General features: G+C 66.5%; 14 protein-coding genes. 6 read left to right on the top strand and 8 right to left on the bottom strand.

The genetic code is table 11. The features are described from left to right. Positions 1–16: 16 nt before the first annotated feature. The gene (gene sucC, locus ASE63_RS24895; RefSeq protein ID WP_056808104.1) at positions 17–1,213 is read right to left on the bottom strand and encodes an ADP-forming succinate--CoA ligase subunit beta; all 1,197 of its coding nucleotides are present in this window, start codon (positions 1,211–1,213) and stop codon (positions 17–19) included. Positions 1,214–1,412: 199 nt separating this feature from the next. Further along, positions 1,413–3,590: an acetate--CoA ligase family protein gene (locus tag ASE63_RS24890; RefSeq protein ID WP_056808103.1), complete on the bottom strand. Its 2,178-nt coding sequence runs from the start codon at positions 3,588–3,590 to the stop codon at positions 1,413–1,415. A 324-nt stretch (positions 3,591–3,914) separates the two neighbouring features. On the opposite strand from ASE63_RS24890, the gene ASE63_RS24885 reads away from it, so the two are divergent. After that, positions 3,915–5,636: an NADH-ubiquinone oxidoreductase-F iron-sulfur binding region domain-containing protein gene (locus tag ASE63_RS24885; protein ID WP_056808102.1), complete on the top strand. Its 1,722-nt coding sequence runs from the start codon at positions 3,915–3,917 to the stop codon at positions 5,634–5,636. After that, positions 5,633–8,404: a formate dehydrogenase subunit alpha gene (gene fdhF, locus ASE63_RS24880; protein ID WP_056808100.1), complete on the top strand. Its 2,772-nt coding sequence runs from the start codon at positions 5,633–5,635 to the stop codon at positions 8,402–8,404. Before ASE63_RS24885 ends, fdhF begins: the two co-directional genes overlap by 4 nt. 427 nt (positions 8,405–8,831) lie before the next feature. On the opposite strand, the gene frc is transcribed toward fdhF, so the two are convergent. From frc to ASE63_RS24865, 3 genes are all read right to left on the bottom strand, one after another. Next, the gene (gene frc / locus ASE63_RS24875; RefSeq protein WP_056808098.1) at positions 8,832–10,106 is read right to left on the bottom strand and encodes a formyl-CoA transferase; all 1,275 of its coding nucleotides are present in this window, start codon (positions 10,104–10,106) and stop codon (positions 8,832–8,834) included. Between the two features lie 12 nt (positions 10,107–10,118). Further along, complete coding sequence (gene oxc / locus ASE63_RS24870; protein ID WP_056808096.1) at positions 10,119–11,855, bottom strand: oxalyl-CoA decarboxylase; 1,737 nt, start codon at positions 11,853–11,855, stop codon at positions 10,119–10,121. Between the two features lie 64 nt (positions 11,856–11,919). Beyond that, positions 11,920–12,606 (bottom strand): GntR family transcriptional regulator, encoded by a 687-nt coding sequence (locus ASE63_RS24865; RefSeq protein ID WP_056808094.1) that lies wholly within the window; start codon positions 12,604–12,606, stop codon positions 11,920–11,922. Positions 12,607–12,872: 266 nt separating this feature from the next. Here ASE63_RS24865 and ASE63_RS24860 point away from each other — a divergent pair, with 266 nt between their 5' ends. The 4 genes from ASE63_RS24860 to ASE63_RS24845 all read left to right on the top strand — a co-directional run bounded on the left by ASE63_RS24860 (position 12,873) and on the right by ASE63_RS24845 (position 19,532). Beyond that, on the top strand, positions 12,873–14,387 hold the full coding sequence (locus ASE63_RS24860; protein ID WP_056808093.1) for a tripartite tricarboxylate transporter permease: 1,515 nt from the start codon (positions 12,873–12,875) through the stop codon (positions 14,385–14,387). A gap of 86 nt (positions 14,388–14,473) precedes the next feature. Next, positions 14,474–15,493 (top strand): tripartite tricarboxylate transporter substrate binding protein, encoded by a 1,020-nt coding sequence (locus ASE63_RS24855; protein WP_082610281.1) that lies wholly within the window; start codon positions 14,474–14,476, stop codon positions 15,491–15,493. Between the two features lie 143 nt (positions 15,494–15,636). Continuing rightward, a complete protein-coding gene (locus ASE63_RS24850; protein WP_056808088.1) occupies positions 15,637–16,149 on the top strand; it encodes a tripartite tricarboxylate transporter TctB family protein in 513 nt (170 codons plus the stop codon). A 335-nt stretch (positions 16,150–16,484) separates the two neighbouring features. After that, positions 16,485–19,532 carry a cyclic nucleotide-binding domain-containing protein gene (locus ASE63_RS24845; protein WP_156410594.1) on the top strand — a complete coding sequence of 1,016 codons (3,048 nt, stop codon included), beginning with the start codon at positions 16,485–16,487 and terminating at the stop codon, positions 19,530–19,532. Positions 19,533–19,592: 60 nt separating this feature from the next. Here the strand turns inward: ASE63_RS24845 and ASE63_RS24840 are convergent, their stop codons facing one another. The 3 genes from ASE63_RS24840 to ASE63_RS24830 all read right to left on the bottom strand — a co-directional run bounded on the left by ASE63_RS24840 (position 19,593) and on the right by ASE63_RS24830 (position 23,462). Then, positions 19,593–20,624, bottom strand: coding sequence for a G1 family glutamic endopeptidase (locus ASE63_RS24840; RefSeq protein WP_162261829.1), 1,032 nt, complete (start codon positions 20,622–20,624; stop codon positions 19,593–19,595). Next, entirely contained in the window at positions 20,621–21,646 is a 1,026-nt protein-coding gene (locus ASE63_RS24835; protein ID WP_056808083.1) for a phosphatase PAP2 family protein, read from the bottom strand. Before ASE63_RS24835 ends, ASE63_RS24840 begins: the two co-directional genes overlap by 4 nt. 67 nt (positions 21,647–21,713) lie before the next feature. Next, positions 21,714–23,462, bottom strand: coding sequence for an adenylate/guanylate cyclase domain-containing protein (locus tag ASE63_RS24830; RefSeq protein ID WP_056808081.1), 1,749 nt, complete (start codon positions 23,460–23,462; stop codon positions 21,714–21,716). Positions 23,463–23,556: the final 94 nt, after the last annotated feature.

The raw sequence follows: 23,556 nt of genomic DNA, 5'->3' as shown, positions 1-23,556 counted from the left end.
GGAATTCGCCCCGCCCTCAACCTTTCCGCACGGCGGCGACGATCTTCTGCGCGGCGTCGTCGAGATCGTCGGCCGGGATGACGTTGAGTCCGGAGGAGCGGATGATCGCCTTGCCCTCCTCGACATTCGTGCCCTCCAGCCGGACGACGAGCGGCACTTCCAGCCCCACCGTCTTCACCGCGGCGATGACGCCGCGCGCGATGACGTCGCACTTCATGATGCCGCCGAAGATATTGACCAGGATGCCTTTCACGTTCGGATCGGCGGTGATGATCTTGAAAGCCGCCGTCACCTTCTCCTCGCTGGCGCCGCCGCCGACATCGAGGAAGTTGGCCGGGCTTTCGCCGTAGAGCTGGATGATGTCGAGCGTCGCCATCGCAAGCCCGGCGCCGTTGACCATGCAGCCGATCGTGCCGTCGAGCGCGATATAGGCGAGATCATATTTGGAGGCCTCGATCTCCTTGGCGTCTTCTTCCGTCTCGTCGCGCAGCTTGTAGACGTCCGGATGCCGGTAGATCGCGTTGTCGTCGAAGGAGATCTTGGCGTCGAGGCAACGCAGCCTGCCGTCCTTGGTCACGATCAGCGGGTTGATCTCGAGCATCGCCATGTCCTTGGCAATGAAGGCGGCATAGAGCTTCGCCGTCAGGTCCTCGGCCTGCTTGGCGAGGTCGCCGGTCAACCCCAGCGCCTCGGCGACGGTGCGGCCGTGCAAAGGCATGATGCCGGTCGCGGGATCGACCGAGAAGGTCTTGATCTTGTCCGGCGTGTCATGGGCGACGGCCTCGATGTCCATGCCGCCCTCGGTCGATATGACGAAGGCGATGCGCGAGGTATCGCGGTCGACCAGCATCGAGAGATAGAATTCGCGGTCGATCAGCGAGCCGTCCTCGATATAGAGGCGGTTGACCTGCTTGCCGGCCGGGCCGGTCTGGACGGTGACCAGCGTGCGGCCGAGCATCTGCTGCACGAAGGCCTTCGCCTCGTCGGCCGATTTCGCCAGACGCACGCCGCCCTTCTCGCCGGCTTCCGGCTCCTTGAAGCTGCCTTTGCCGCGGCCGCCGGCATGGATCTGGGATTTCACCACCCAGACCGGCCCGCGCAGCTGCTTGGCGGCTGCCTCCGCATCCCCTGCCGAGAGCACGGGGAAGCCGTCCGGGACGGGAACGCCGAATTCCCTGAGCAGCCCCTTCGCCTGGTATTCATGGATATTCATGGCGGCCTCTCTTGGCGATCTCCCTCGGGTTCGGGGAGAGCGACCGGGCCGTTCCGCGGCGCCGGCCAGTCGGAATGCAAGGCTTCAACGATGTCGGGAAAGCCGTTCCCTGCCAAGGGCAGGGAACGGTGGTCACGCGCTGCGTGCAGCCTCCGACGCGGGATAGCATTCCGGCGTCGGCAGGGTCGGGATGTCTCGCTCAGCCCTTGATCAGGCCGGCGGCACGCGCCCATTTGTACTTGGCGCCGAGCACTTCGACCGGCGTCTCCGTGGTGTACGGATAGGCCACGATGCCGTGGTCGTAGAGCTTCTCGCAGGCCTTCTCGACCTCGACGTCGCCGACCAGCGAGGCGACGATCGGCTTGTCGATGCCCTTGGCCCGCGCCTCCGTTACGACCTCGATCATCTTGTCGGCGAAGACCAGCGGTGGCGTCACGATCGTGTGCCAGTAGCCGAGGATTAGAGCGTGGATGCGCTCGTCGTTGAGGCCGAGGCGGACCGTGTTCTGGTAGGTCAGCGGCGGCTCGCCGCCGGTGATGTCGACCGGGTTGCCGGCCGCGCCGAAGGGCGGGATGAACTTGCGGAAGGCCGCGTCGAGGTCGTCCGGCATCTTCATCAGGGTCAAGCCGTTGTCGAAGCAGGCGTCCGAGAGCAGCACGCCGGAACCACCGGCGCCGGTGATGATCAGCACGTTCTCGCCTTTCGGCGCCGGCAGGACCTGCACGCCGCGGGCATATTCGAGCATGCCGCGCAGCGAGGGCGCGCGGATGACGCCGGACGCCTTGAGGATGTCGTCATAGATCTTGTCGTTGCCGGCGAGCGCGCCGGTATGGGAAGCCGCGGCCTTGGCGCCATAGGCGGTGCGGCCGGCCTTGAGCACGATCACCGGCTTCTTCTTCGAGACGCGGCTTGCGACCTCGGAGAAGGCGCGGCCATCCTTCAGATCCTCGCAATGCATCGCGATGACCGAGGTGTTCGGGTCCTGCTCGAAGAAGGTCAGCAGGTCGTCCTCGTCGAGGTCCGATTTGTTGCCGAGGCCGACGATCGAGGAGACGCCCATCTTGGTCGAGCGGGCGAAGCCGATGATCGACATGCCGACGCCGCCGGACTGCGAGGACAGGGCCGCCTTGCCCTTGACGTCGAAGGCCGTGCAGAAGGTCGCGCAGAGGTTCTCCGGCGTATAGTAGAAGCCGTAGATGTTCGGCCCCATGATCCGGACATTGTGCTTGCGGGCCGTCGCCAGCAGCTCGTCCTGCAGCTCCGGTTCGCCGGATTCGGCAAAGCCGGAGGGGATCATCACCGCGCCGGGCACGCCCTTGCGGCCGACCTCGTCCATGGCGCCGTTGCAGAGCTTGGCTGGCACGGCGAAGACCGCGACATCGACCACGCCGTCATAGTCGAGGATCGACTTGTAGGCCTTGATGCCCTCGATCGTGTCGGCCTTGGGATGCACGGGCACGATCGTGCCCTTGTAGCCGCCATTGATCAGGTTCTTCATCACCGAATTGCCGATCTTGCCGGCCTCGTTCGAGGCGCCGATCACGGCCACGGCCTTCGGATGGAAGATTCGGTTCATCGCCGTGACGATGGCGTCCTGGTCCGGGCGGAAGCGTTCGACGCGTGCCTCGAAATTGCAGACGATGCGGGCATCGACCGCCGTCGCGCCGGATTTCGTCGCGAAGACAGGATTGAGGTCGAGCTCCTCGATCTCGGGGAAATCCTCGAGCAGTGCCGAGACCTGGACCAGGATCGCGGCCAGCGCGTCCCGGTCGACCGGCTCGCCGCCACGCACGCCGTCGAGCATCTCCTTGGCCTTGATCGAGCCGATCATGTCGAGCGCCTGCGCCTCGTTCACCGGCGCGAGGCGGAAGGTCAGGTCCTTGAGCACCTCGACGAGGATGCCGCCGAGGCCGAAGGCGACGAGCTTGCCGAAGGAGGGGTCGGTGATCGCGCCGACCAGCGTCTCGGTCGCGCCGGAAGGCAGCATCTGCTGCACCTGGATGCCCTCGACCTTGGCGTCGGCCTTGTAGGTCTTGGCATTGGCCAGGATCTTGTCATGGGCGGCGCGGGCCTCCGCATCGCTCTTCACGCCGACGATCACGCCGCCGGCATCGGTCTTGTGCAGGATGTCGGCCGACACGATCTTCATGACGACGGGATAGCCCATGCCGCCCGCGAGCTTGGCGGCCTCGTCGGCTGATTTGGCGAGGCCTTCCTTGGGCAGCGGGATGTCATAGGCGTCGCAGACCAGCTTGGCCTCCGGGGCCGTCAGGCCGGTGCGGCCATCGGCCTTCACCCCGTCGAGGACCTTGCGGACCGTTGCCTGATCGTTTGCCGTCTCGCGCGGTTTAACTTTGAGAGCTGCCTGGGTCACCATGATGCATTTCCTCCCGTGGAAATTTCTTTTGTTGATCCGTCGTCGCGCTGTGCCGTGTACCCGGCGCATTCGCTCGCAGGCCTTGTTTGGTATTTGGCATGCCAATTCGCGTGACTGTCAAGAGGGTGGACGAAGGACGGCAGAACATCTTGCTGGCGAGCTGCCGGCGGGAATCGCGGCCTCTCCGAAGCTTCTGGCATTATGCATGCCACGTGTTGGCACCTTGGAATCTTTCGGATATCGTTCGGTTTCGCCGCAAGTGTCGGGATAACGGCACGGGGCAGACGGGACCGAAACGTTCCGGAGAGGGAGACGCTACCGTCGATGAGTGGGCCGCACGATCAGCAGAGTCACAACGTCCACGCCTTCGAGCATCCCGGCCTCGGCCGGAAGCGGGCGCGCTCGACGCCTAAGGGGCGGCAGATCGAGCCGCGCGCGCTGCAGGAGATCGCGGAACTGCTCGGCGACCGCCCGCGACGGCGCGACCTGCTGATCGAGCATCTCCACCTGATCCAGGACCGCTGGCACCAGATTTCGGCGGCGCATCTGGCGGCGCTGGCCGACGAGATGAAGCTGTCCTTCGCGGAGGTCTTCGAGACCGCGACCTTCTACGCCCATTTCGACATCGTGAAGGAGGGCGAGCCCGACCTGCCGCCGCTGACCGTGCGCGTCTGCGACAGCCTGACCTGCGCGATGTTCGGGGCGGAAGACCTGCTCGAAAGCCTGACCAGCGCCGTCGGGCCTTCGGTCCGGGTCGTTCGCGCGCCCTGCGTCGGGCTTTGCGACCAGGCGCCGGTGGCGGAGGTCGGCCATCATTTCATCCATGCCGCGACGACTCAGGGCGTGCTGGCCGCGATCGAGGCGGGTGACACCCACCCGCACATGGCCGATTACATCGACTACGACGCCTATCGCACCGGGGGCGGCTATGCGCTGCTCGACAGCCTGCGCTCGGGCGAGCGCAGCATCGATTCGATCCTCTCCTTACTCGACGATTCCGGCCTGCGCGGGCTCGGCGGCGCCGGTTTTCCGACGGGGCGCAAATGGCGCGCCGTGCGCGGCGAGCCCGGCCCGCGGCTGATGGCGGTCAATGGCGACGAGGGCGAGCCCGGCACCTTCAAGGACCGGCACTATCTCAACACCGATCCGCATCGTTTCCTCGAGGGTACGCTGGTCGGCGCCCATGTCGTCGAGGCGAGCGACGTCTACATCTATCTGCGCGACGAATATCCGCTGGCGCGCGAGATCCTGACGCGCGAACTCGCCAAGCTGCCGTCGGGGGGCCCTACGATCCATCTGCGCCGCGGTGCCGGAGCCTATATCTGCGGCGAGGAATCCTCGCTGCTCGAAAGCCTCGAGGGCAAGCGCGGGCTGCCGCGGCACAAGCCGCCTTTCCCCTTCCAGGTCGGGCTCTTCGGCCAGCCGACGCTGATCAACAATATCGAGACGCTCTACTGGATTCGCGACATCGTCGAGAAAGGCACCGGCTGGTGGAGCTCGCAGGGTCGTAACGGCCGCACCGGCCTGCGCAGCTATTCGGTGTCCGGCCGGGTCAAGAGCCCCGGCGTCAAGCTCGCCCCTGCCGGCGTCACCATCCGCGAACTGATCGAGGAGTTCTGCGGCGGCATGCAGGAGGGCCACCGCTTCCGTGCCTATCTGCCGGGCGGAGCCTCCGGCGGCATCCTGCCGGCCGCGATGGACGACATCCCGCTCGATTTCGGCACGCTGGAGAAGCATGGCTGCTTCATCGGTTCGGCTGCGGTCGTGGTGCTGTCGGACCAGGACGACATGCGCGGCGCCGCGCTCAACCTGATGCGCTTCTTCGAAGACGAGAGCTGCGGGCAATGCACGCCCTGCCGCGTTGGCACGCAGAAGGCGGTGATGCTGATGCAGCGGCCGGTCTGGAACCGCGAATTGCTCGGCGAGCTCTCGCAGGCGATGCGCGACGCCTCGATCTGCGGCCTCGGGCAGGCGGCGGCGAACCCTTTGACCTGCGTGATGCGTTACTTCCCCGAGGAATTCATGACGAGGGATGCCGCCGAATGACCCAGGGCATCAGCTTCGAACTGAACGGCGAGCGCGTCGAGGCTCAGGCCGGCGAGACGATCTGGCAGGTGGCGCAGCGGCTCGGCACCGAGATCCCGCATCTCTGCTACTCACCGGAGCCCGATTATCGAGCCGATGGCAATTGCCGCGCCTGCATGGTCGAGATCGAGGGCGAACGGGTGCTCGCCGCCTCCTGCATGCGCAAGCCGAGCGTCGGCATGAAGGTCCATACCGCGACTGAGCGGGCCGAGAAGGCGCGCAAGATGGTGATGGAACTGCTCGTCGCCGACCAGCCGGCGCGCGCGACCTCGCATGACCCGACCTCGAAATTCTGGGGTTGGGCGGACAAGACCGGCGTCATCGAGAGCCGTTTCCCAACCGCGCAGCGTTGGGCCTCGGATGTCAGCCACACCGCGATGAGCGTCAATCTCGACGCCTGCATCCAGTGCGGCCTATGCGTGCGCGCCTGCCGCGAGGTCCAGGTCAACGACGTCATCGGCATGGCCTATCGCAATGCCCAGGCCAAGATCGTCTTCGATTTCGACGACCCGATGGGCCAATCGACCTGCGTCGCCTGCGGCGAGTGCGTCCAGGCCTGTCCGACCGGCGCGCTGATGCCCTCGGTCTTCCTCGACGCGGAGCAGACGCGCACCGTCTGGCCGGACCGCAGGGTCGATTCGCTCTGCCCCTATTGCGGCGTCGGCTGCCAGGTCACCTACAACGTCAAGGACGAGGCGATCGTCTATGCCGAGGGGCGCGACGGCCCGGCCAACCACAACCGGCTCTGCGTCAAGGGGCGCTTCGGCTTCGACTACATCCACCATCCGCATCGGCTGACCAAGCCGCTGATCCGGCTGCCGAACATGCCGAAGGATGCGCAGGACCAGGTCGATCCGGCCAACCCCTGGACGCATTTCCGCGAGGCGTCGTGGGAGGAGGCGCTCGATCTGGCGGCTTCGGGGCTGAACCGAATCCGCGACGGGAAGGGTCGCAAGGCGCTCGCCGGCTTCGGCTCGGCCAAGGGCTCCAACGAGGAGGCTTATCTCTTCCAGAAGCTGGTGCGCACCGGCTTCGGCTCGAACAATGTCGACCACTGCACCAGGCTCTGTCACGCCTCCTCCGTGGCGGCGCTGATGGAAGGCGTCAATTCCGGCGCCGTCACCGCGCCCTTCTCGGCCGCTCTCGATGCCGAGGTCATCATCGTCATCGGCGCCAATCCGACCGTGAACCATCCGGTTGCCGCGACCTTCATCAAGAACGCGACGAAGAAGGGCGCGAAGCTCGTTGTCATGGATCCGCGGCGGCAGTCGCTGTCGCGCCATGCCTGGCAGCATCTCGCCTTCAAGCCCGGCAGCGACGTCGCCATGCTGAACGCGATGCTGCACACCATCATCACCGAGGGCCTTACCGACGAACAGTACATCGCCGGCTACACCGAAGGCTTCGAGCGGCTGAGGGAGAACATCCAGGCCTTCCCGCCCGAGAAGATGGCGGCGGTCTGCGGCATCCCGGCTGAGACGCTGAAGGAGGTCGCGCGCGCTTACGCCCGCTCGCGCGCCTCGATCATCTTCTGGGGTATGGGCATCAGCCAGCACATCCACGGCACCGACAATGCCCGTTGCCTGATCGCGCTCGCCATGGTCACCGGGCAGGTCGGCCGGCCGGGCACGGGGCTGCACCCGCTACGCGGGCAGAACAATGTGCAGGGCGCCTCCGATGCCGGCCTAATCCCGATGGTCTATCCCGATTATCAATCGGTCGAGAAGGCCGAGGTTCGCGCGATCTTCGAGGACCTCTGGGGCCAGTCGCTCGATCCGAAGAAGGGCCTGACCGTCGTCGAGATCATGAACGCGATCCATGCCGGTGAGATCAGCGGCATGTATATCGAGGGCGAGAATCCGGCGATGTCCGACCCGGACCTCAACCATGCCCGCGAGGCGCTGGCGATGCTCGACCATCTCGTCGTGCAGGACCTGTTCCTGACCGAGACCGCCTTCCACGCCGATGTCGTGCTGCCGGCTTCGGCCTTCGCCGAGAAGGTCGGCACCTTCACCAACACCGACCGGCGCGTGCAGATGGCCCGCCAGGTGCTGCGCCCGCCGGGAGACGCCAGGCAGGACTGGTGGATCATCCAGGAGGTCGCCAACCGCATGGGCTGCGGCTGGGACTATGCCGGCCCGGCCGATGTCTTCGCCGAGATGGCGCTGGTGATGCCGTCCTTCCGCAACATCACCTGGGAGCGGCTGGAGCGGGAAGGGGCGGTGACCTATCCGGTCGATGGGCCGGACCAGCCCGGCAACGAGATCATCTTCGCGCAGGGCTTCCCGACCGAGAGCGGGCGGGCGAAGATCGTGCCGGCCAACATCGTGCCGCCGGACGAATTGCCGGACACCGAATATCCGATGGTGCTCTCGACGGGCCGCGTGCTCGAGCACTGGCATACCGGCTCGATGACGCGGCGTGCCGGCGTGCTCGACGATCTGGAGCCTGAAGCCGTGGCGCTGATGTCGCCGCGCGATCTCGGGCGCCTCGGCATCGCACCCGGCGGCTTCGTCCGGCTGGAGACCCGCCGCGGCGCCGTCGCGGTCAAGGTGCGCTCGGATCGCGACGTGCCGCAGAACATGGTGTTCCTGCCGTTCTGCTATGCAGAAGCCGCCGCCAACCTCCTCACCAATCCGGCGCTCGACCCTTACGGCAAGATCCCGGAGTTCAAGTTCTGCGCCGTCAGGGCTTCGCCGGCCGAGGAACTGAGCACGGCGGCGGAATAGCTCGGGCTGCAGGAGCAACGCTGCTTTCCGAGCGCTTCCAGGATTTCCGCCAGAACCACCGTCATCCCGGACAAGCGGCAAAGCCGCGCCGCTCCGGGATCCATCGGAGGGCTCCGGAACTCCACGATGGATCCCGGAGTTCCGCTGCGCTCCATCCGGGATGACGGTGCTGTGTCCGAGACGGCGTGGCATCCGCCAACGAGCCAGACACTTTTCTGTCTTTGCGAGCGGAGCGGAGCAATCCAGGAGCGGCAGAGCTCTACGCCCCCCTGGATTGCTTCGCTGCGCTCGCAAGGACGCGGACGCGCCGGCCGCAAAAGGGGAGGCTCCGCCGGAAGGATCGGGCGGTTCCGGCGCAATGCAAAAAAGGCGAGGGCGGCGCCTCCTGCGAGACGCCGCCCTATCCTCCCCAGCCGAATGAGACGCGCTACTCCGCCGCCGTCCGAGTCAGAGCCCCCGTGGCGCCCGAATCGAGGATCGCCGCGATGCGGGCCTCGTCGAGCTTCAGCACGTCGCGCAGCACCTCGTCGGTGTGCTCGCCGAGCAGGGGCGAACGCTTGACCTCGGTCGGACTGTTCGAGAGCTTGATCGGGTTGCCGACCGAGAGATATTTGCCGCGCTTGGGGTGGTCGACCTCGACCACCGTTCCGGTGTCGCGCAGCGACTTCTCTTCGGCGATCTCCTTCATCGACAGGATCGGCCCGCAGGGGATGTCGTATTCGTTGAGGATGTCCATGGCCTCGAACTTGGTCTTGGACATGGTCCATTGCTCGATGCGCGCGAAGATCTCGTTCAGCCGCGGCAGGCGGGCCGGTGGCTTGGCGTAGTCCGGATCGGTCTTCCAGGTCGGCTCGCCGATCACGTCGCAGATCTTCTCCCAGACCGGGGCCTGGGTGATGAAATAAATGTAGGCGTTGGGGTCTGTCTCCCAGCCCTTGCATTTCAGGATGCGGCCGGGCTGGCCGCCGCCGGAATCGTTGCCGGCGCGCGGCACGGCGTCGCCGAAGGGCAGGCCCTCGCCGAACTGGCTGTATTCCTTCAGCGGACCATGGCCGAGCCGCTGCTGGTCGCGCAGCTTGACGCGGCAGAGGTTGAGCACCCCGTCCTGCATCGCACAATCGACCTTTTGGCCGAGGCCGGAATGGGTGCGGTGATAGAGCGCCGTGACGATGCCGAGCGCGAGATGCAGGCCCGTGCCCGAATCGCCGATCTGGGCGCCGGTGACCAGCGGCACGCCGTCGCGGAAGCCCGTGGTCGAGGCCGCGCCGCCGGCGCATTGCGCGACGTTCTCATAGACCTTGCAATCCTCGTAGGGGCCCGGGCCGAAACCCTTGACCGAGGCGACGATCATGCGCGGATTGACTTCGTGCACCTTGGCCCAGGTCAGGCCCATGCGGTCGAGCACGCCGGGCGCGAAGTTCTCGACCATCACGTCGCAGATCTTCACCATCTCCCAGAGCACCTCCATGCCCTTGGGGTTCTTGGTGTCGAGCGTGATCGAGCGCTTGTTGTGGTTCAGCATCGTGAAATAGAGGCTGTCCGCATCCGGCACGTCGCAGAGTTGCCCGCGGGTGATGTCGCCGGTTCCGGGGCGCTCGACCTTGATGACATCCGCGCCGAACCAGGCGAGGAGCTGCGTGCAGGTCGGCCCCGACTGGACATGGGTGAAGTCGAGAATCTTGACGCCTTCGAGCGCTTTCATTGGATCCCTCCCTTATTTCTTCTTGAGTGCGCTTTGCGGATTGAGATTGCCGATGCGGCCGCTCTCGCTGCCGGCGGTCGGGTCGATCACCGCGTTGATCAGGGTCGGCTTGCGGCTGTCCATTGCCGCGTTGACCGCGCGCTTCAGCTCGTCGGGCGAGACCACGTTGACGCCGACGCCACCGAAGGCCTCCATCATGCGGTCGTAGCGCGCATTCTCCACGAACACGGTCGTGGCCGGATCGTCGCCGGCGCTGTTGACGTCGGTGCCGCGATAGATGCCGTTATTGTTGAAGATCACGACGCAGACCGGCAGCTGGTACCGGCAGATCGTCTCGACCTCCATGCCGGAGAAGCCGAAGGCCGAGTCGCCCTCGACGGCGAGCACGGGGTTGCCGGTCTCGACGGCGGCGGCGACGGCATAGCCCATGCCGATGCCCATCACGCCCCAGGTGCCGACATCGAGCCGCTTGCGCGGCTGGTACATGTCGATGATCCCGCGCGCGAGATCGAGCGTGTTGGCGCCCTCGTTGACGAGGATCGCGTCCGGTCGCTCCTTGATGATGGTGCGCAGCACCCCGAGCGCGCCGTGATAATCCATCGGCACGTTGTTGTTCATCAGCCGCGGCGCCATCTTGGCGACGTTCTCGTCGCGTTTTTTGGCGACGGCGCCCGTCCAGTCGGTCGGCGGGGCAGCCCAGGCGGCGCCCATGCCGGCGAGCAGCGCGTCGACGCAGGAGCCGATGTCGCCGACCACGGGGGCGACGATCTCGACATTCGAGTCCATCTCCTTCGGCTCGATGTCGATCTGGATGAACTTCTTGGGCGCGTCGCCCCAGCTCTTGCCCTTGCCGTGCGACAGGAGCCAGTTCAGCCGCGCGCCGATCAGCATGACGACGTCTGAGTCCTTCAGCACGGTCGAGCGCGCCGCGCCGGCGCATTGCGGATGCAGGTCCGGCAGCAGGCCCTTGGCCATGCTCATCGGCAGGAAGGGAATACCGCTCTTCTCGACGAACTGACGGATCGCGTCGTCGGCCTGAGCATAGGCCGCGCCCTTGCCGAGGATGATTAGCGGCCGCTTCGCACCCTTCAGCACGTCGAGCGCGCGACGGATCGAGTCCGGCGCCGGGAGCTGTGCGGGTGCGGCGTCGATCACCTCGACCAGCGACTTGGCGCCGGCCTCGGCATCCATCACCTGGCCGAAGAGCTTGGCCGGCAGGTCGAGATAGACACCGCCCGGCCGCCCCGAGACCGCCGCGCGGATCGCGCGCGCCAGGCCGATGCCGATGTCCTGCGCGTGCAGGACGCGGAACGCCGCCTTGCAGAGCGGCTTGGCGACGGCGAGCTGGTCCATCTCCTCATAGTCGCCCTGCTGCAGGTCGACGATCTCGCGCTCGGACGATCCCGAGATCAAGATCATCGGGAAGCAGTTCGTCGTCGCATGGGCGAGCGCGGTCAGGCCGTTGAGAAAGCCGGGCGCCGAAACGGTCAGGCAGATTCCTGGCTTCTTCGTCAGGAAGCCGGCGATCGAGGCGGCGTAGCCGGCGTTCTGCTCGTGGCGGAACGACAGCACGCGGATGCCCGCCGCCTGCGCCATGCGGCCGAAATCGGTGATCGGAATGCCCGGCACGCCATAGATCGTGTCGAGCCCGTTGAGCTTCAGCGCGTCGATGATCAGATTGAAACCATCGGTCAGCTCGCGCTCTACTTCGGGCGCGGCAGAAGAGATGCTCTGTACGACTGCGGACATCCCGATTTTCTCCCTGGTTTTTTGCTTGTTTTGCTGATTGTTCTGGCTCTCGACGTCGTCCGGCTCAGTCGAGCTGGACGAACTGTTCGACGTGCTGACGCAGCTTGAGCGTATGCTCGCGAACGAGCCGCTCGGCGCGCTCGCCGTTGCGGGTCTCCAGCGCCTCGACGATCTCCTTGTGGTCGACGATCGAGCGCCGGGCCCGGTCCCGCTCGAAGATCGTGCGCTGCCGGATGGCGCGCACATGGGTGAACAGCCCGTTGGTGATCTCGCCGATGAGCTTGCAGCCGGACAGCGCGACGATCGCCGCGTGGAAGCGGATATTGGCGTCCGAATACTCACCCATATGCTCTTCGATGTCGGCGCTGTCGAAGCTGTCGACGAGGCCGTGCAGCTCGGCGATCTCGGCATCGGTCGCGACTTCGGTGACGAGCCGCGCGGCCATGCTTTCCAGCGCGGCCCAGACCGTGATCATCTCCAGGATCTCGGCCTTGGTCTTGCGCACGATGAAGATGCCGCGGCGCGGCGCGATCCTGACGAGGCCTTCCTGCTCGAGCTGGGCCAGCGCCTCGCGCAGCGGGGTGCGGCTGACGCCGAACTGCAGCGAAAGCGCCCGCTCGTCGAGTCGCAGCTCGACGCCGGGATCGTAGATCTTCATGCCGCCGATGGCGGTCTTCAACGCATCATAGGTGCGGCTCTTGAGGCTCTGGACCTCCTCGATGGGCTGGATTTCAAGCTGGGCCTTGATCATTCGAAGTCGATTTCCATGCTGTTTTGGCTAGTCGGCTCCGTCCTGCAATCTGCATTCGGCGAGCGGTGGTTTCTGGCATACCATATAATGAAAGAAATGGGCGTGCAACGGCCCTAATTCGGCAATTATTATGCTGCAGTGCGGCTAGAATTGGCATATTGCATGCCACATTGTTTCATCCTAGGCTTACTCGAATAAGGCCAGTCGGTTCTGCGTTGGTCATTGCGCGGTCCCTGAACAAGGCCAGCCTATGGGGACGAAGCGCTATGGATGAACTGAACGCCCTGTTCGGCGGATTCGCCGTTGCTCTCAGCGCCTACCACATCATGCTCATGGTGATCGGCATCACGCTCGGTGTCGTCATCGGCGTCCTGCCGGGTCTCGGCGGCGCCAATGGTGTCGCCATTCTCCTGCCTCTGACCTTCAGCATGCCGCCGACATCGGCGATCATCCTGTTGACCAGCATCTATTGGGGGGCGCTGTTCGGCGGCGCCATCACCTCGATCCTCTTCAACATTCCCGGCGAGCCCTGGTCGGTGGCGACGACCTTCGACGGCCACCCGATGGCGCAGAACGGCAAGGCCGACGAGGCCTTGGTCGGCGCCTTCACGGCCTCCTTCGTCGGCGCCATCTTCGCCGTCTGCCTGATCACCTTTCTCGCGCCGGTGGTGGCGAAATTCGCATTGAAATTCGGCCCCGCGGAGTTCTTCGCGGTGCAGTTCCTGACCTTCGCCAGCTTTATCGGCATGGGGCGGGGCTCAGCGTTCAAGACGGTCGCCTCGATGTGCCTCGGCTTCGCGCTCGCCTCCGTCGGTCTCGACGGCGTCACCGGGACGCTCAGGATGACATTCGGGCAGGATGAGCTCCTGAACGGCTTCAAGTTCCTCGTCGCCGTCATCGGCCTCTTCGGCGTCGGCGAGATCCTCTGCTCGATGGAGGATGGGCTCAAGTTCAACGGCGCCACCGCCAAGCTGCGCATGGATGCGGTGATCCGCACTTGGAAGCAGCTACCGAAGATGTGGCTGACCTTCCTGCGCAGCTGCATAGTCGGCTGCTGGATGGGCATCACCCCCGGCGGTGCCACCCCGGCCTCCTTCATGGGCTATGGCATCGCCAAGCGCCTTTCGAAGAACGGGCCGAATTTCGGCAAGGGCGAGCTGGAAGGCGTGGTCGCGCCGGAGACCGCCGCCCACGCGGCCGGCACCGCGGCGTTGCTGCCGATGCTGACGCTGGGCATTCCGGGTTCGCCCACGGCCGCCGTCCTGCTCGGCGGCCTTCTCATCTGGGGGCTGCAGCCCGGGCCGCTGCTCTTCGTCGAGCAGCCGGACTTCGTCTGGGGCCTGATCGCCTCGATGTATCTCGGCAACGTCGTCGGGCTCGTCATGGTGCTGACCTGCGTGCCGGCCTTCGCCGCGATCCTGCGCGTGCCGTTCTCCATCATCGCGCCGGCGATCGTCTTCATCTGCGCGATCGGAGCCTTCACGGTGAACAACGCGATGTTCGACGTCTGGATGATGCTGATCTTCGGCGTGCTCGGCTATCTCTTCAACAAGCTGCGCTACCCGCTGCCGCCGCTGGTGCTCGCGCTGGTCCTGGGCGATCAGGCGGAAAGCTCGTTCCGCCAGGCCATGCTGGTTTCGCAGGGCGATGTCAGCATCTTCTGGTCGAACTGGCTCTGCGGCAGCATCATGACGCTGGGGCTGGTGATGGCCTTCTGGCCGACGCTGCAGACTCTGCGCGCCAAGCTCACGAGCAGCGGTCCCGTGGCTCGCGCGGCCTGAAGAGCCTCCGCGCGGTTCTCGCAAATATTCGCCTTCATGACTTTACCAACGCGGCGACAAAGCCGCCAATAAAGGGAGGAAGTGTGATGATCCGGAGGGGAGTGTCGAAGGCCAGAACAATTGCGGCAGCGCTGGCGGCGAGCGCCTGCCTGACCGCGCCCGCCCTGGCGCAAGGGTGGGAACCGACGAAGCCGGTGACGCTGATCATCCCGGCAGGCACCGGGGGCGGGGCGGACCAGATGGCCCGCTTCATCCAGGGGCTCGTCCAGAAGCACAACCTGATGAAGCAGCCGCTGATCGTGATCAACAAGTCCGGCGGCGCAGGCGCCGAAGGCTTCCTCGAGATGAAGGCGAGCGCGAACGACCCGCATAAGATCGCGATCACGCTGTCCAACCTGTTCACCACGCCGCTGGGCACCGGCTCGCCGTTCGGCTGGAAGGATATGAAGCCGGTCGCCATGCTGGCGCTGGATCAGTTCGTCCTCTGGGTGAACACCGAGGCGCCGCAGAAGACGGCCAAGGACTATGTCGAGGCGGTGAAAGCCGGCGCCGACCGCCAGTTCAAGATGGGCGGCACCGGCTCCAAGCAGGAGGACCAGATCCTGACGGCGGCCGTCGAGCAGCAGACCGGCGGCAAGAAGTTCACCTATGTGCCCTATGCCGGCGGCGGGCAGGTTGCGGTGCAGCTCGTCGGCAAGCATGTCGACTCGACCGTCAACAACCCGATCGAGGCGGTCGCGCAATGGCGCGCCGGCCAGCTGCGCCCGCTCTGCATCTTCGACGCGAAGCGCTCGACCTACACTGCCAAGGTCACCGAGAAGGAAGCCTGGAGCGACATCCCGACCTGCAAGGAATCGGGTCTGCCGGTCGAGTACCAGATGCTGCGCGGCATCTTCACCACCAAGAACGCCACGCCGGCGCAGGTGAATTTCTACGTCGACCTGATGAAGAAGGTCATGGCGACGCCGGAATGGCACGAGTTCATGGAGAAGGGCGCCTTCAACCAGACCTTCATGAGCGGCCCCGACTACGAGAAATGGGTCGCCAATGCCGACACCCAGCACGCCGACCTGATGAAGAACGCCGGCTTCCTGGCGACGCAGTAGTCGCAGGGGAACGCCATCGACGGATCGCGAGCGGCCTCTTCCGGGCTCGGTCGCGATCCGCCACCGCTGTCCGCCGCAGCCGAACCGGGCAGCGGCGGCCGGACCATCAAGAGCATCGAGACCCAGCGGAGGGGTAGAGAGACATGGACACCAATGACGAGGCCGAAGGGCGCGCGCTCTTCAGCTACCGCACGCTGGATATCGCGGTAGCGCTGTTCTTCCTTGTCGTCTGCGCGATCGTCGTGACCGACAGCCTGCGGCTCGGCATCGCGTGGAAGCCGAACGAGGGACCGCAGCCCGGACTCTTCCCGTTCTACATCGTCGTCGCCATGGGGATCGCCTCTCTCGTCAACCTGGCGCAGGCGCTGCCGCATACGGAGGACGGCGCGAAGACTGCGACGACCGTTCCGGGCATCAAGCGCATGGCGGCGATCTTCGTTCCCGCCGTGGTCTTCGTCTTCGCGACGAACTACATCGGGATCTATGTTTCCGCCGCGATCTATATCGGCGCCTTCATGGTGTTCTTCGGTAAGTTCCCGCTCTGGAAGGCGGCGGCGGTTTCGCTCGGCATCGCCATCGTGAACTTCATGATGTTCGAGGTCTGGTTCCTGGTCCCGCTGCCGAAGGGCCCGCTGGAGGCTGCCCTCGGCTACTGATCCGCACCACGGCATTTGCGGGGCGGCGTCTCGGCGGAGCGCCCCGCGAAGAGGACGAAGCGCCTGGCCCGGGAAAGGCATCCGGCCGTTTGGGCCCTCATCCTGAAGAGTGCCGCAGGCGCGTCTCGAAGGATGCTCCAGCGATCTCCTGAGCCTCTTGGAGCATCCTTCGCGATGCCGTTCCGATCGGAATGGCTCCACAGGATGAGGGCTCAGGGACCAAATACGATAGCCCTCGACCGCCGCATCATCGCTGCCCGTCTGCCGATCTGCTATGGTACCAAACCGAGCGCCCGCGCAGACGATATCCGAAGCGGTGAGGGGCAGTGGTCGGCTTGTTCGATTACATCTGGCGCAACAGCCGCCGTGAGCAGATCTGGATTCTCTGCTTCGTCGTCCTGTCGTTCCCGTTCTATTATTTCTCCCTCGACGTGCCGCGATACATCATCACGGACGCGCTGCAGGGGCGGGCCTTTGCCGAAGCGGGGGAGACGGCGAGGCTGTTCCGGGTCGCCCTGCCGCTGCCGGACTGGCTCGGCGGCCCGCGGACCCTGTTCGAGGGAATCGGGCTCGACAGGCTGTCCTATCTCTTCGCGCTGTGCGGGCTCTTCCTGCTGCTGGTCCTGATCAACGGCGCCTTCAAATACGTCATCAACATGCGCAAGGGCGCGCTCGGCGAGCGCCTGCTGCAGCGCCTGCGCCTCGACCTGTTCTCGGCCGTGCTGAACACCAGGCCCGAGGCGCTGCGGCGCATCAGGCCGTCGGAGGCTGCGACGATCATCAAGGACGAGGTCGAGCCGATCGGCGGTTTCGTCGGCGATGCCTTCGTGCAGCCGGTCCTCCTCGCCGGCCAGGCTTTGACGGCGATCGCTTTCATCCTGCTGCAGAACCTCGCGCTCGGGCTGATCGCCGTCGGCATGATCCTGCTCCAGGGCGTCCTGATTCCGCGTCTGCGGCGCGAGCAGATCCGCCTCGGCAGGCAGCGGCAGATCGCATCACGGGCTTTCGCCGGCAAGGTCGGCGAGGTGGTGGAAACCATGGCGGAAGTCGCCAACCACGGGACCTCGGCCGTCGAGAAGAGCCAGGTCGCCGAGCGGTTGGAGCAGCTCTTCGGCATCCGCTACCGGCTGTATGGGCGCAAATTCGCGGTCAAGGCTTTGAACAACCTGCTGGCCCAGGTTACGCCCTTTCTGTTCTACGCCGTTGGCGGCTATTTTGCCCTCGCTGGCCGCCTCGATCTCGGCCAGCTCGTCGCCGTCATCGCCGCCTATCGCGATCTGCCCTCGCCGGTGAAGGAGCTGATCGACTGGGACCAGCAGCGGCTGGATGTCGAGGCCAAGTTCCAGCAGGTGGTCGAGCAGTTCTCCCTGATCGCCGCTGCGCCGGTCGAAGCCGGCGCGGACGCCGAGAACGCGGTTCGCCTGCCCGAGACGGGCGAGATCGTGGCGCGTGGGCTGAGCGTGGTGAACCCCGCCGGCGACCTCCTGCTGGACCGGATATCGCTGTCGCTACCGCTGCAACGGCACATCGCTCTCTCCGGCGGGGCGAGCGAAGGCGCGGGCATCCTGGCCCAGCTTCTCGGCGGGGCGATCGCGCCCAGCGAAGGCTCGCTAACCATCGCCGGTCTGGCTCTGTCGGCCTTGCCGGCGGAGGCGCGCGGCCGCGCCATCGCCTATGTCGGGCCGGAACCCGTCATCCTCGACGCCAGCCTGCGTGACAACATCCTCTACGGCCTGCGCCGGGTGTCACCCGAAGTCGTGAACCCGGCCGGCTGGACGATCGATCCGCGCCGGGCGCATGCGGCGAACGAGGCCGAGCTCGAGCTGAAACTGGTCGAGGTGCTGCGCATCGCCGGTCTCGCCGATCCGGTCTTCCGCTTCGGGCTCGCCTCCAAGCTCGATCCCGCAACCCCGGCCGACATCGTGCGGCGCATTCCCGAGATCCGCGCCCGCATCCGCGACAGGCTCATTGAAAGCGGCGCTGGTGCCGTGGTCGAGCCCTATGATCCGGCCCGCTATGCCCGCAACGCCACGATCGGCGAGAATATCCTCTTCGGCGTGCCGGTCGATCCGGCGCTGCTCGGGGCGAACCTCGCTGGCCACGCCCTGACGCGGCAGGTCCTGGCCGATCTCGGCCTGACGGAGACGCTCACCTGGATCGGGCGGCGGATCGCCGCGACGATGCTCGAGATCTTCCGCGATATCGCCCCCGGCCATGTGCTGTTCGAGCAGTACTCGTTCATCGCGGCAGAGGATTTCGAGGAGTATCGGGACGCACTCACTCGCGTCGAGGCCGGCACGGCGGGCGAGGCAGACCGCGCCCGGCTGATCGGGCTTTCGCTGCTCTATGTCGAGCCGCGGCACCGTCTCGGCCTGCTCGACGAGGCGGTCGAGGAGCGGATCCTGGCGGCTCGCGCCGCCTTTCGCAAAAGGGCCTCGACGGAATCCGCCCATGCGATCGCCTTCTACGATCCGGAGCATTACTGTCCGGCGGCGCCCTTGCGCGAAAACCTCCTGTTCGGGCCGGTGGCGCATGCCGCGGCCGACGAGGTGATCCGCGACGCGCTGGCGGAACTGGGCCTGGACGGGGAGATCTACCGGCGTGGGCTGGAGCAGCCGGCGGGCTACGCCGGACGGCTGCTTTTCCCGGTGATGAAGGCGCAGATCGCGCTGGCGCGCTGCCTGATCAAGCAGCCGCAACTGCTCATTCTCGACAATGCCCTGGGAGCCTTCGGCCGGACCGAGGCACGGCAGATCCTCGGTCGCATCCGGGCCGCGATGGCGGGCCGGAGCCTCGTCGTCGCCGGCCGCGAGCTAAAGCTGGGCGACGGCTATGATCTCCACATCGCCTTCGAGGGGCCGCGCCTGGCGGCGGTGCGTCCGGCCGCGGCCGAGGGGCAGGCGCCCGTTGCCGAAGAGCGGGCGGATAATGACGAAATCCGCGTGCTGCGGCGCGTGCCCATCTTCGCCGGTCTCGATACGGCGCGGCTGAAGCTCCTCGCCTTCACCGCCGAACGCACCGTCTTCGCGGCGGGGGACGTGCTGTTTCGCCAGGGCGACGAGTCGGATGCGGCCTATGTCCTGCTCTCCGGCACGGCCGATGTGGTGATCGATGCCGGGGACGGCCCGCTGCGCGTCTCGCAGGTGGCGCAGAACGCCATCGTCGGCGAGATGGGGCTGGTCACGGACGATCCCCGCTCGGCCAGCGTGGTCGCGACGTCGGAGATCGAGGCGCTGAGGCTGCGCAAGGATGTCTTCCTCGCGCTGCTCGCGGAATTCCCGCAGATGGCGCTTTCGGTCACGCGGCTGATGGTCAAGCGGCTGCGCGACAACGCGGCGAGCGCCGGGCAGCAGGAGCGCTCGGGCAGCGGCAGGAGCGTGTGACCTGACGCCCGCTGTCATTCCGGATTCGTCGCTTCGCGAATGGCCGGAAAGACGGTGACGCTACGGCGAAACATACTCCAGTTCGAGCTTCTGTACCGGCAAGAGCACGCGGTGCGCTGTCGAAATCGTGCGAACCTGCGTCGGATGGGGAACGATCTCGTACATCCGGATCGACCGCGCTCCCTCCAGGTCGCGGTCTTGCAGGGCGGTGCTGCCCCAGGCTTGCGACTCGGCGATGCAGCCGGTGAAGGCGAACGGCGTGAAGACGGGCAGGGGAAAGGCGTCCCAGCCATCCGCCCCGTCCGGGCTCGGGCGCTCCATGATCCATTCGGCCGTCGCGCCGCTGATGCGGCAGGGGCCGGGCGCGAAGGCTCGGAAGGCTTCCAGCATCAGCCCTCGGGTCTCGTTCTTGAGGTTGCAGATCACGGATGTCTCGTCGAACACCGTGATGACCGCGCTGACCTCGTCGCCCGGGCAGATCGCCAGGCGCAGGGGCTGCTCCTCCGTCGCCTGGCCGCGGGCCCACCACTGGAACCAGGTGCGATAGCGCTGCCTGCGTGGCGAACCGGGCCAGCATTGCTGCTTCGTGCCGATCTGTGGCAGCGACGCGTCGAGATAGAAGCGCTGGCCGTCGAGGCCGATCCAGGTCGAGCTGCGATATTCCGGTTCGCTCCCGCCGAGCGGCACGGAGACGGTCGGCACCCTCCAGCGGCCCATCACCGAAGCGAAACTCTGCCCGTCCCGCGGGGTCACATAGCCGCCGGACCAGTTGGCGCTCTTCTGCGCCGGTTGCGAGGCGATCGCCGCGACGCCCCGCGTGATCGGCGCCGGCGCCGGCGCGACGGGCCAGGGCAGGGCGGCACGGAAGCGCAGCGGCCGGCCACTGGCGGGCCGCTGCAGGAAGGCATCGCGGAACGCCGCTGCCAGCGGATTCGCGCGCATCGCCTTGCGGGTGGGCAAGCCGAAGCGCTCGAGCTCGCTGTCGGATGCGCGGGCGGGCTCGAAATCGGCATCCGGCACGCCGAAGGTTTCGATCCGGATGACGCGCGACGTCGCCGTTCCACTGCGTGCGCCGTGCTGACCGGCGGTCATGGGAAACTCCTGTCCGGCGTCCATTCCCGCCGCGCCGCAGCGATGACGGCATCGCCGAAAGGCTGGTTGGCATAGTGGAGCGGTGCGCTTGGGCAGGCGATCAGGATGTCGAAAACCGCTTGCGCCAGCAGCCGACCTGCGGCGGAATCGCTCGGGAAATGCAGGCCGGCGATCTCGCGGTTGCGCGCGATGCGGTATGCCAGCACCTTTGCCGACTCCGTCAGGGCCTTGATGTCGGCGTCGGGCAGCGGCGGATGCACGATGTCGAGCACATGGCCGATGCAAAGGGCACTCAGCCAGGCCTGCGTCGCGTGTCCGCTCGGATAGGCCGAATGCCCCGGCACGGGCACTGGCGGCAGCAGCGCGGGGCATTCCCAGGAGGGCCGGGGCCGGTTGAACGCGTGCTTGAAGTGCAGCGCGGCGTAGGAGGCGAGCAGGCTGGCGATGTGCAGCACCCGGAAGGTCTTCGGATGCGATCCGGGCGTCATCGCCAGCAATTCCATGAAGGCCGTGATGAACTCGACATCCTGGCTCAGTATCTCGCCCATGGCCGAGGCGCGCTCGTCGCGCGCCATCGCGCAGAGTGCGACGATCTCAGCCTCCTGCTTCGTCGGCGAAGTTGCGTCAGCGGGATCGACGGCGCCGTTGAGCGCGAGAAGGATGTCCGCCAACGGCTGGTAGAGTGGCTCCGGGTCCCAGGTACGGGCGAAATGCGCCAGCACCTTGAAGGCATACCAGCGAGCGCCCCAGTTGTTGTCGTCGAACGGAACCGACGGTGCCTGATCGTCGTCGTCGCTGCGGAACTTGATCTTGCCGGCGGCCGTATCGGGCTCCCTGCGGATATGCACCGTCCGGCGCAGGTCGCGGATGCGCCCCTGCGCCGGCAGGCCGGCCGGATGGCTCTCCATCACGAAGGGGAAGTCGGCCCTGTCGGGCACGAACCAGCCGCCTCCCATGTCCCCGCTGATGCCTGCGTTTCCGGTGTTGCCGGTATTGCCCGTATTTCCGGTGTTGCCGGTCATGGCTCGCCCCCCACGATTGCTGTTGCGGCAAGGTCGTCAGGCTTCGGCTCAGGCGGTCGGCGTCGGCTCAGTTGGGCAGTCCCGCTTCCCGCAGATGCCCGATCCATTGCTCGAGGATCGGCTGGGCGAAGGGGCAGCGCGGCGCATAGGCTGTCAGGCGGAAGTCGGGTTGGACCCGCATCAGCCGGTCGGCAGCATCGGTGGCCTCGGTCATCCGGCCGGCTGCGGCCAAGCTTGCCGCAAGCGTGCGCAATGTAAAGCGGATTGAAGGGTTATGGGCGACGGCGCTGCGCGCCCAGCTCACGGCCTGATCGTAGTCGCCAGCGATGTAATGCGCTTGGGCGAGGATGCCCTCGTGCCAGAACCGGTAGGGGTCGGCCGGCGCCAGGCGCTGTCCGTTCTCGCCATGCTGCACCGCCAGCGGGCCGTTGCCGACGAAGCCGCGCGCCGCGCTGCTCATCGTCCAGGCCATCGCGACGCTGGGCCCCGCCTCGATCGCCTGGTCGAGGAAGCGCAGCGCGGTGACGCTGTCGCGCAGCAGATAGGCCTGGACATGGCCGTAGACGGCAAGCGCGAGGGCGTCGTTGCCGTCGCGCTCGATCGCCGCCCGGGCGCGCTCGACGGCGGCCTTCGCATCGCCGTCCGGGTCCGGCGAGCCGAGCTCGCCGACGCGCAGGACATGCCAGAGCGCGGCATAGGTGAAGGAAGGCGCGTAGGACGGGTCCAGCACCATCGCCTGCTGAAGCAGGCCGCGCGCCCGCGCGAAGCTGTCGACATCCATCTTGTAGAGCAGGTCGAGTGCCTGGAGCAGCAGGTCGTAGGCGGTCATGTTCTGCGGGTGCTTGCGCAGCGCCTGCCGCAGCTCGCGCTCGCGGATATGCGGCGCGATCGTCCGGACGAGCTTCAGCGAGATGCGGTCCTGCAGCTCGAACAGTTCGCGGACCTCGCCGTCATAGTGGTCGGCGCTGATCACGGCACCGTTCTCGTTCGCGATCAGCTCGGTGCTGATCCGGATCCGCCCTTCCGACAAGGCAACCGAGCCGTCCATCACGTAGCGGACGCCGAGTTTGCGGCCGACGGCCACGGGGTCGATCCGCCGCCGGCCGTATTCCAGCGTCGATCCGCGCGAGATCACGAAGAGGTCCTTGAGGCCGGACAGCGACTGGATGATGGAATCGACCACGCCATCCGCGAGATGGCTCTTGTGCACCGCGCTCATCCGGAAGGGCAGCACCGCGATGGACGCCCGCGCGTCGGTGCCGACCGCCTCCTCCCCGATCTTGCGCGCCGGCGCGGCCGCCGGGTCGGCGCGCAGGGCGAAGACGCGGACGGGCTGCCGGTGATTGCGCAGGAAGATCTCGCCCATATCGAGACCGAGCCCCCTCGCCGGCTCGTCGAGCAGCCGGAAGATCGCTTCCGACACGATGACGCCGCCCGGCTCGGCATAGGATTGCAGCCTCGCCGCGATGTTGACGCCGTCGCCGAAGATGTCCTCGTCCTCGACGATGACGTCGGCGAGGTGGATGCCCATCCGAAAGGCGATGCGCAGGGCCAGGGGCTGGTCCTGCGTCGCGGCGGAGAGCGCGCGCTGCAGCGAGAGGGCGCAATGCGTCGCGCCCGCGGGGCTGTCGAACGTCGCCAGGAAGCCGTCGCCCGTGTTCTTGACGATGCGCCCGCCATGCTCGTGTGCATGCGGCTCGATCAGGCTGGCGCGCAGGCTCATCAGGCGTTGATGAGTCGGCTCCTCGGCCGCCTCGCTCAGACGCATATACCCGACGACGTCGGCTGCGAGGATGGCGGTCAGATGGCGTCGCATCGTCGCTACGAAGCTCTCACAGCCGAGCCCGGTCCGTGCCGGTCGGGATTGCCAGTGCATCAAGCCTTGCAGGATGCTGGCATGAGAGCTCTGC

Source organism: Allobosea sp. Root381 (assembly GCF_001429395.1).
Taxonomy (GTDB): domain Bacteria; phylum Pseudomonadota; class Alphaproteobacteria; order Rhizobiales; family Beijerinckiaceae; genus Allobosea.
This window is presented reverse-complemented; position numbering and strand designations above follow the sequence as displayed.

Excerpts from the sequence above, each read along its gene's own strand:
- sucC (WP_056808104.1), bottom strand. The coding sequence starts at position 1,213 with ATGAATATCCATGAATACCAGGCGAAGGGGCTGCTCAGGGAATTCGGC.
- ASE63_RS24890 (WP_056808103.1), bottom strand. The coding sequence starts at position 3,590 with ATGGTGACCCAGGCAGCTCTCAAAGTTAAACCGCGCGAGACGGCAAAC.
- ASE63_RS24885 (WP_056808102.1), top strand. The coding sequence starts at position 3,915 with ATGAGTGGGCCGCACGATCAGCAGAGTCACAACGTCCACGCCTTCGAG.
- fdhF (WP_056808100.1), top strand. The coding sequence starts at position 5,633 with ATGACCCAGGGCATCAGCTTCGAACTGAACGGCGAGCGCGTCGAGGCT.
- frc (WP_056808098.1), bottom strand. The coding sequence starts at position 10,106 with ATGAAAGCGCTCGAAGGCGTCAAGATTCTCGACTTCACCCATGTCCAG.
- oxc (WP_056808096.1), bottom strand. The coding sequence starts at position 11,855 with ATGTCCGCAGTCGTACAGAGCATCTCTTCTGCCGCGCCCGAAGTAGAG.
- ASE63_RS24865 (WP_056808094.1), bottom strand. The coding sequence starts at position 12,606 with ATGATCAAGGCCCAGCTTGAAATCCAGCCCATCGAGGAGGTCCAGAGC.
- ASE63_RS24860 (WP_056808093.1), top strand. The coding sequence starts at position 12,873 with ATGGATGAACTGAACGCCCTGTTCGGCGGATTCGCCGTTGCTCTCAGC.
- ASE63_RS24855 (WP_082610281.1), top strand. The coding sequence starts at position 14,474 with ATGATCCGGAGGGGAGTGTCGAAGGCCAGAACAATTGCGGCAGCGCTG.
- ASE63_RS24850 (WP_056808088.1), top strand. The coding sequence starts at position 15,637 with ATGGACACCAATGACGAGGCCGAAGGGCGCGCGCTCTTCAGCTACCGC.
- ASE63_RS24840 (WP_162261829.1), bottom strand. The coding sequence starts at position 20,624 with ATGACCGCCGGTCAGCACGGCGCACGCAGTGGAACGGCGACGTCGCGC.
- ASE63_RS24835 (WP_056808083.1), bottom strand. The coding sequence starts at position 21,646 with ATGACCGGCAACACCGGAAATACGGGCAATACCGGCAACACCGGAAAC.
- ASE63_RS24830 (WP_056808081.1), bottom strand. The coding sequence starts at position 23,462 with ATGCGACGCCATCTGACCGCCATCCTCGCAGCCGACGTCGTCGGGTAT.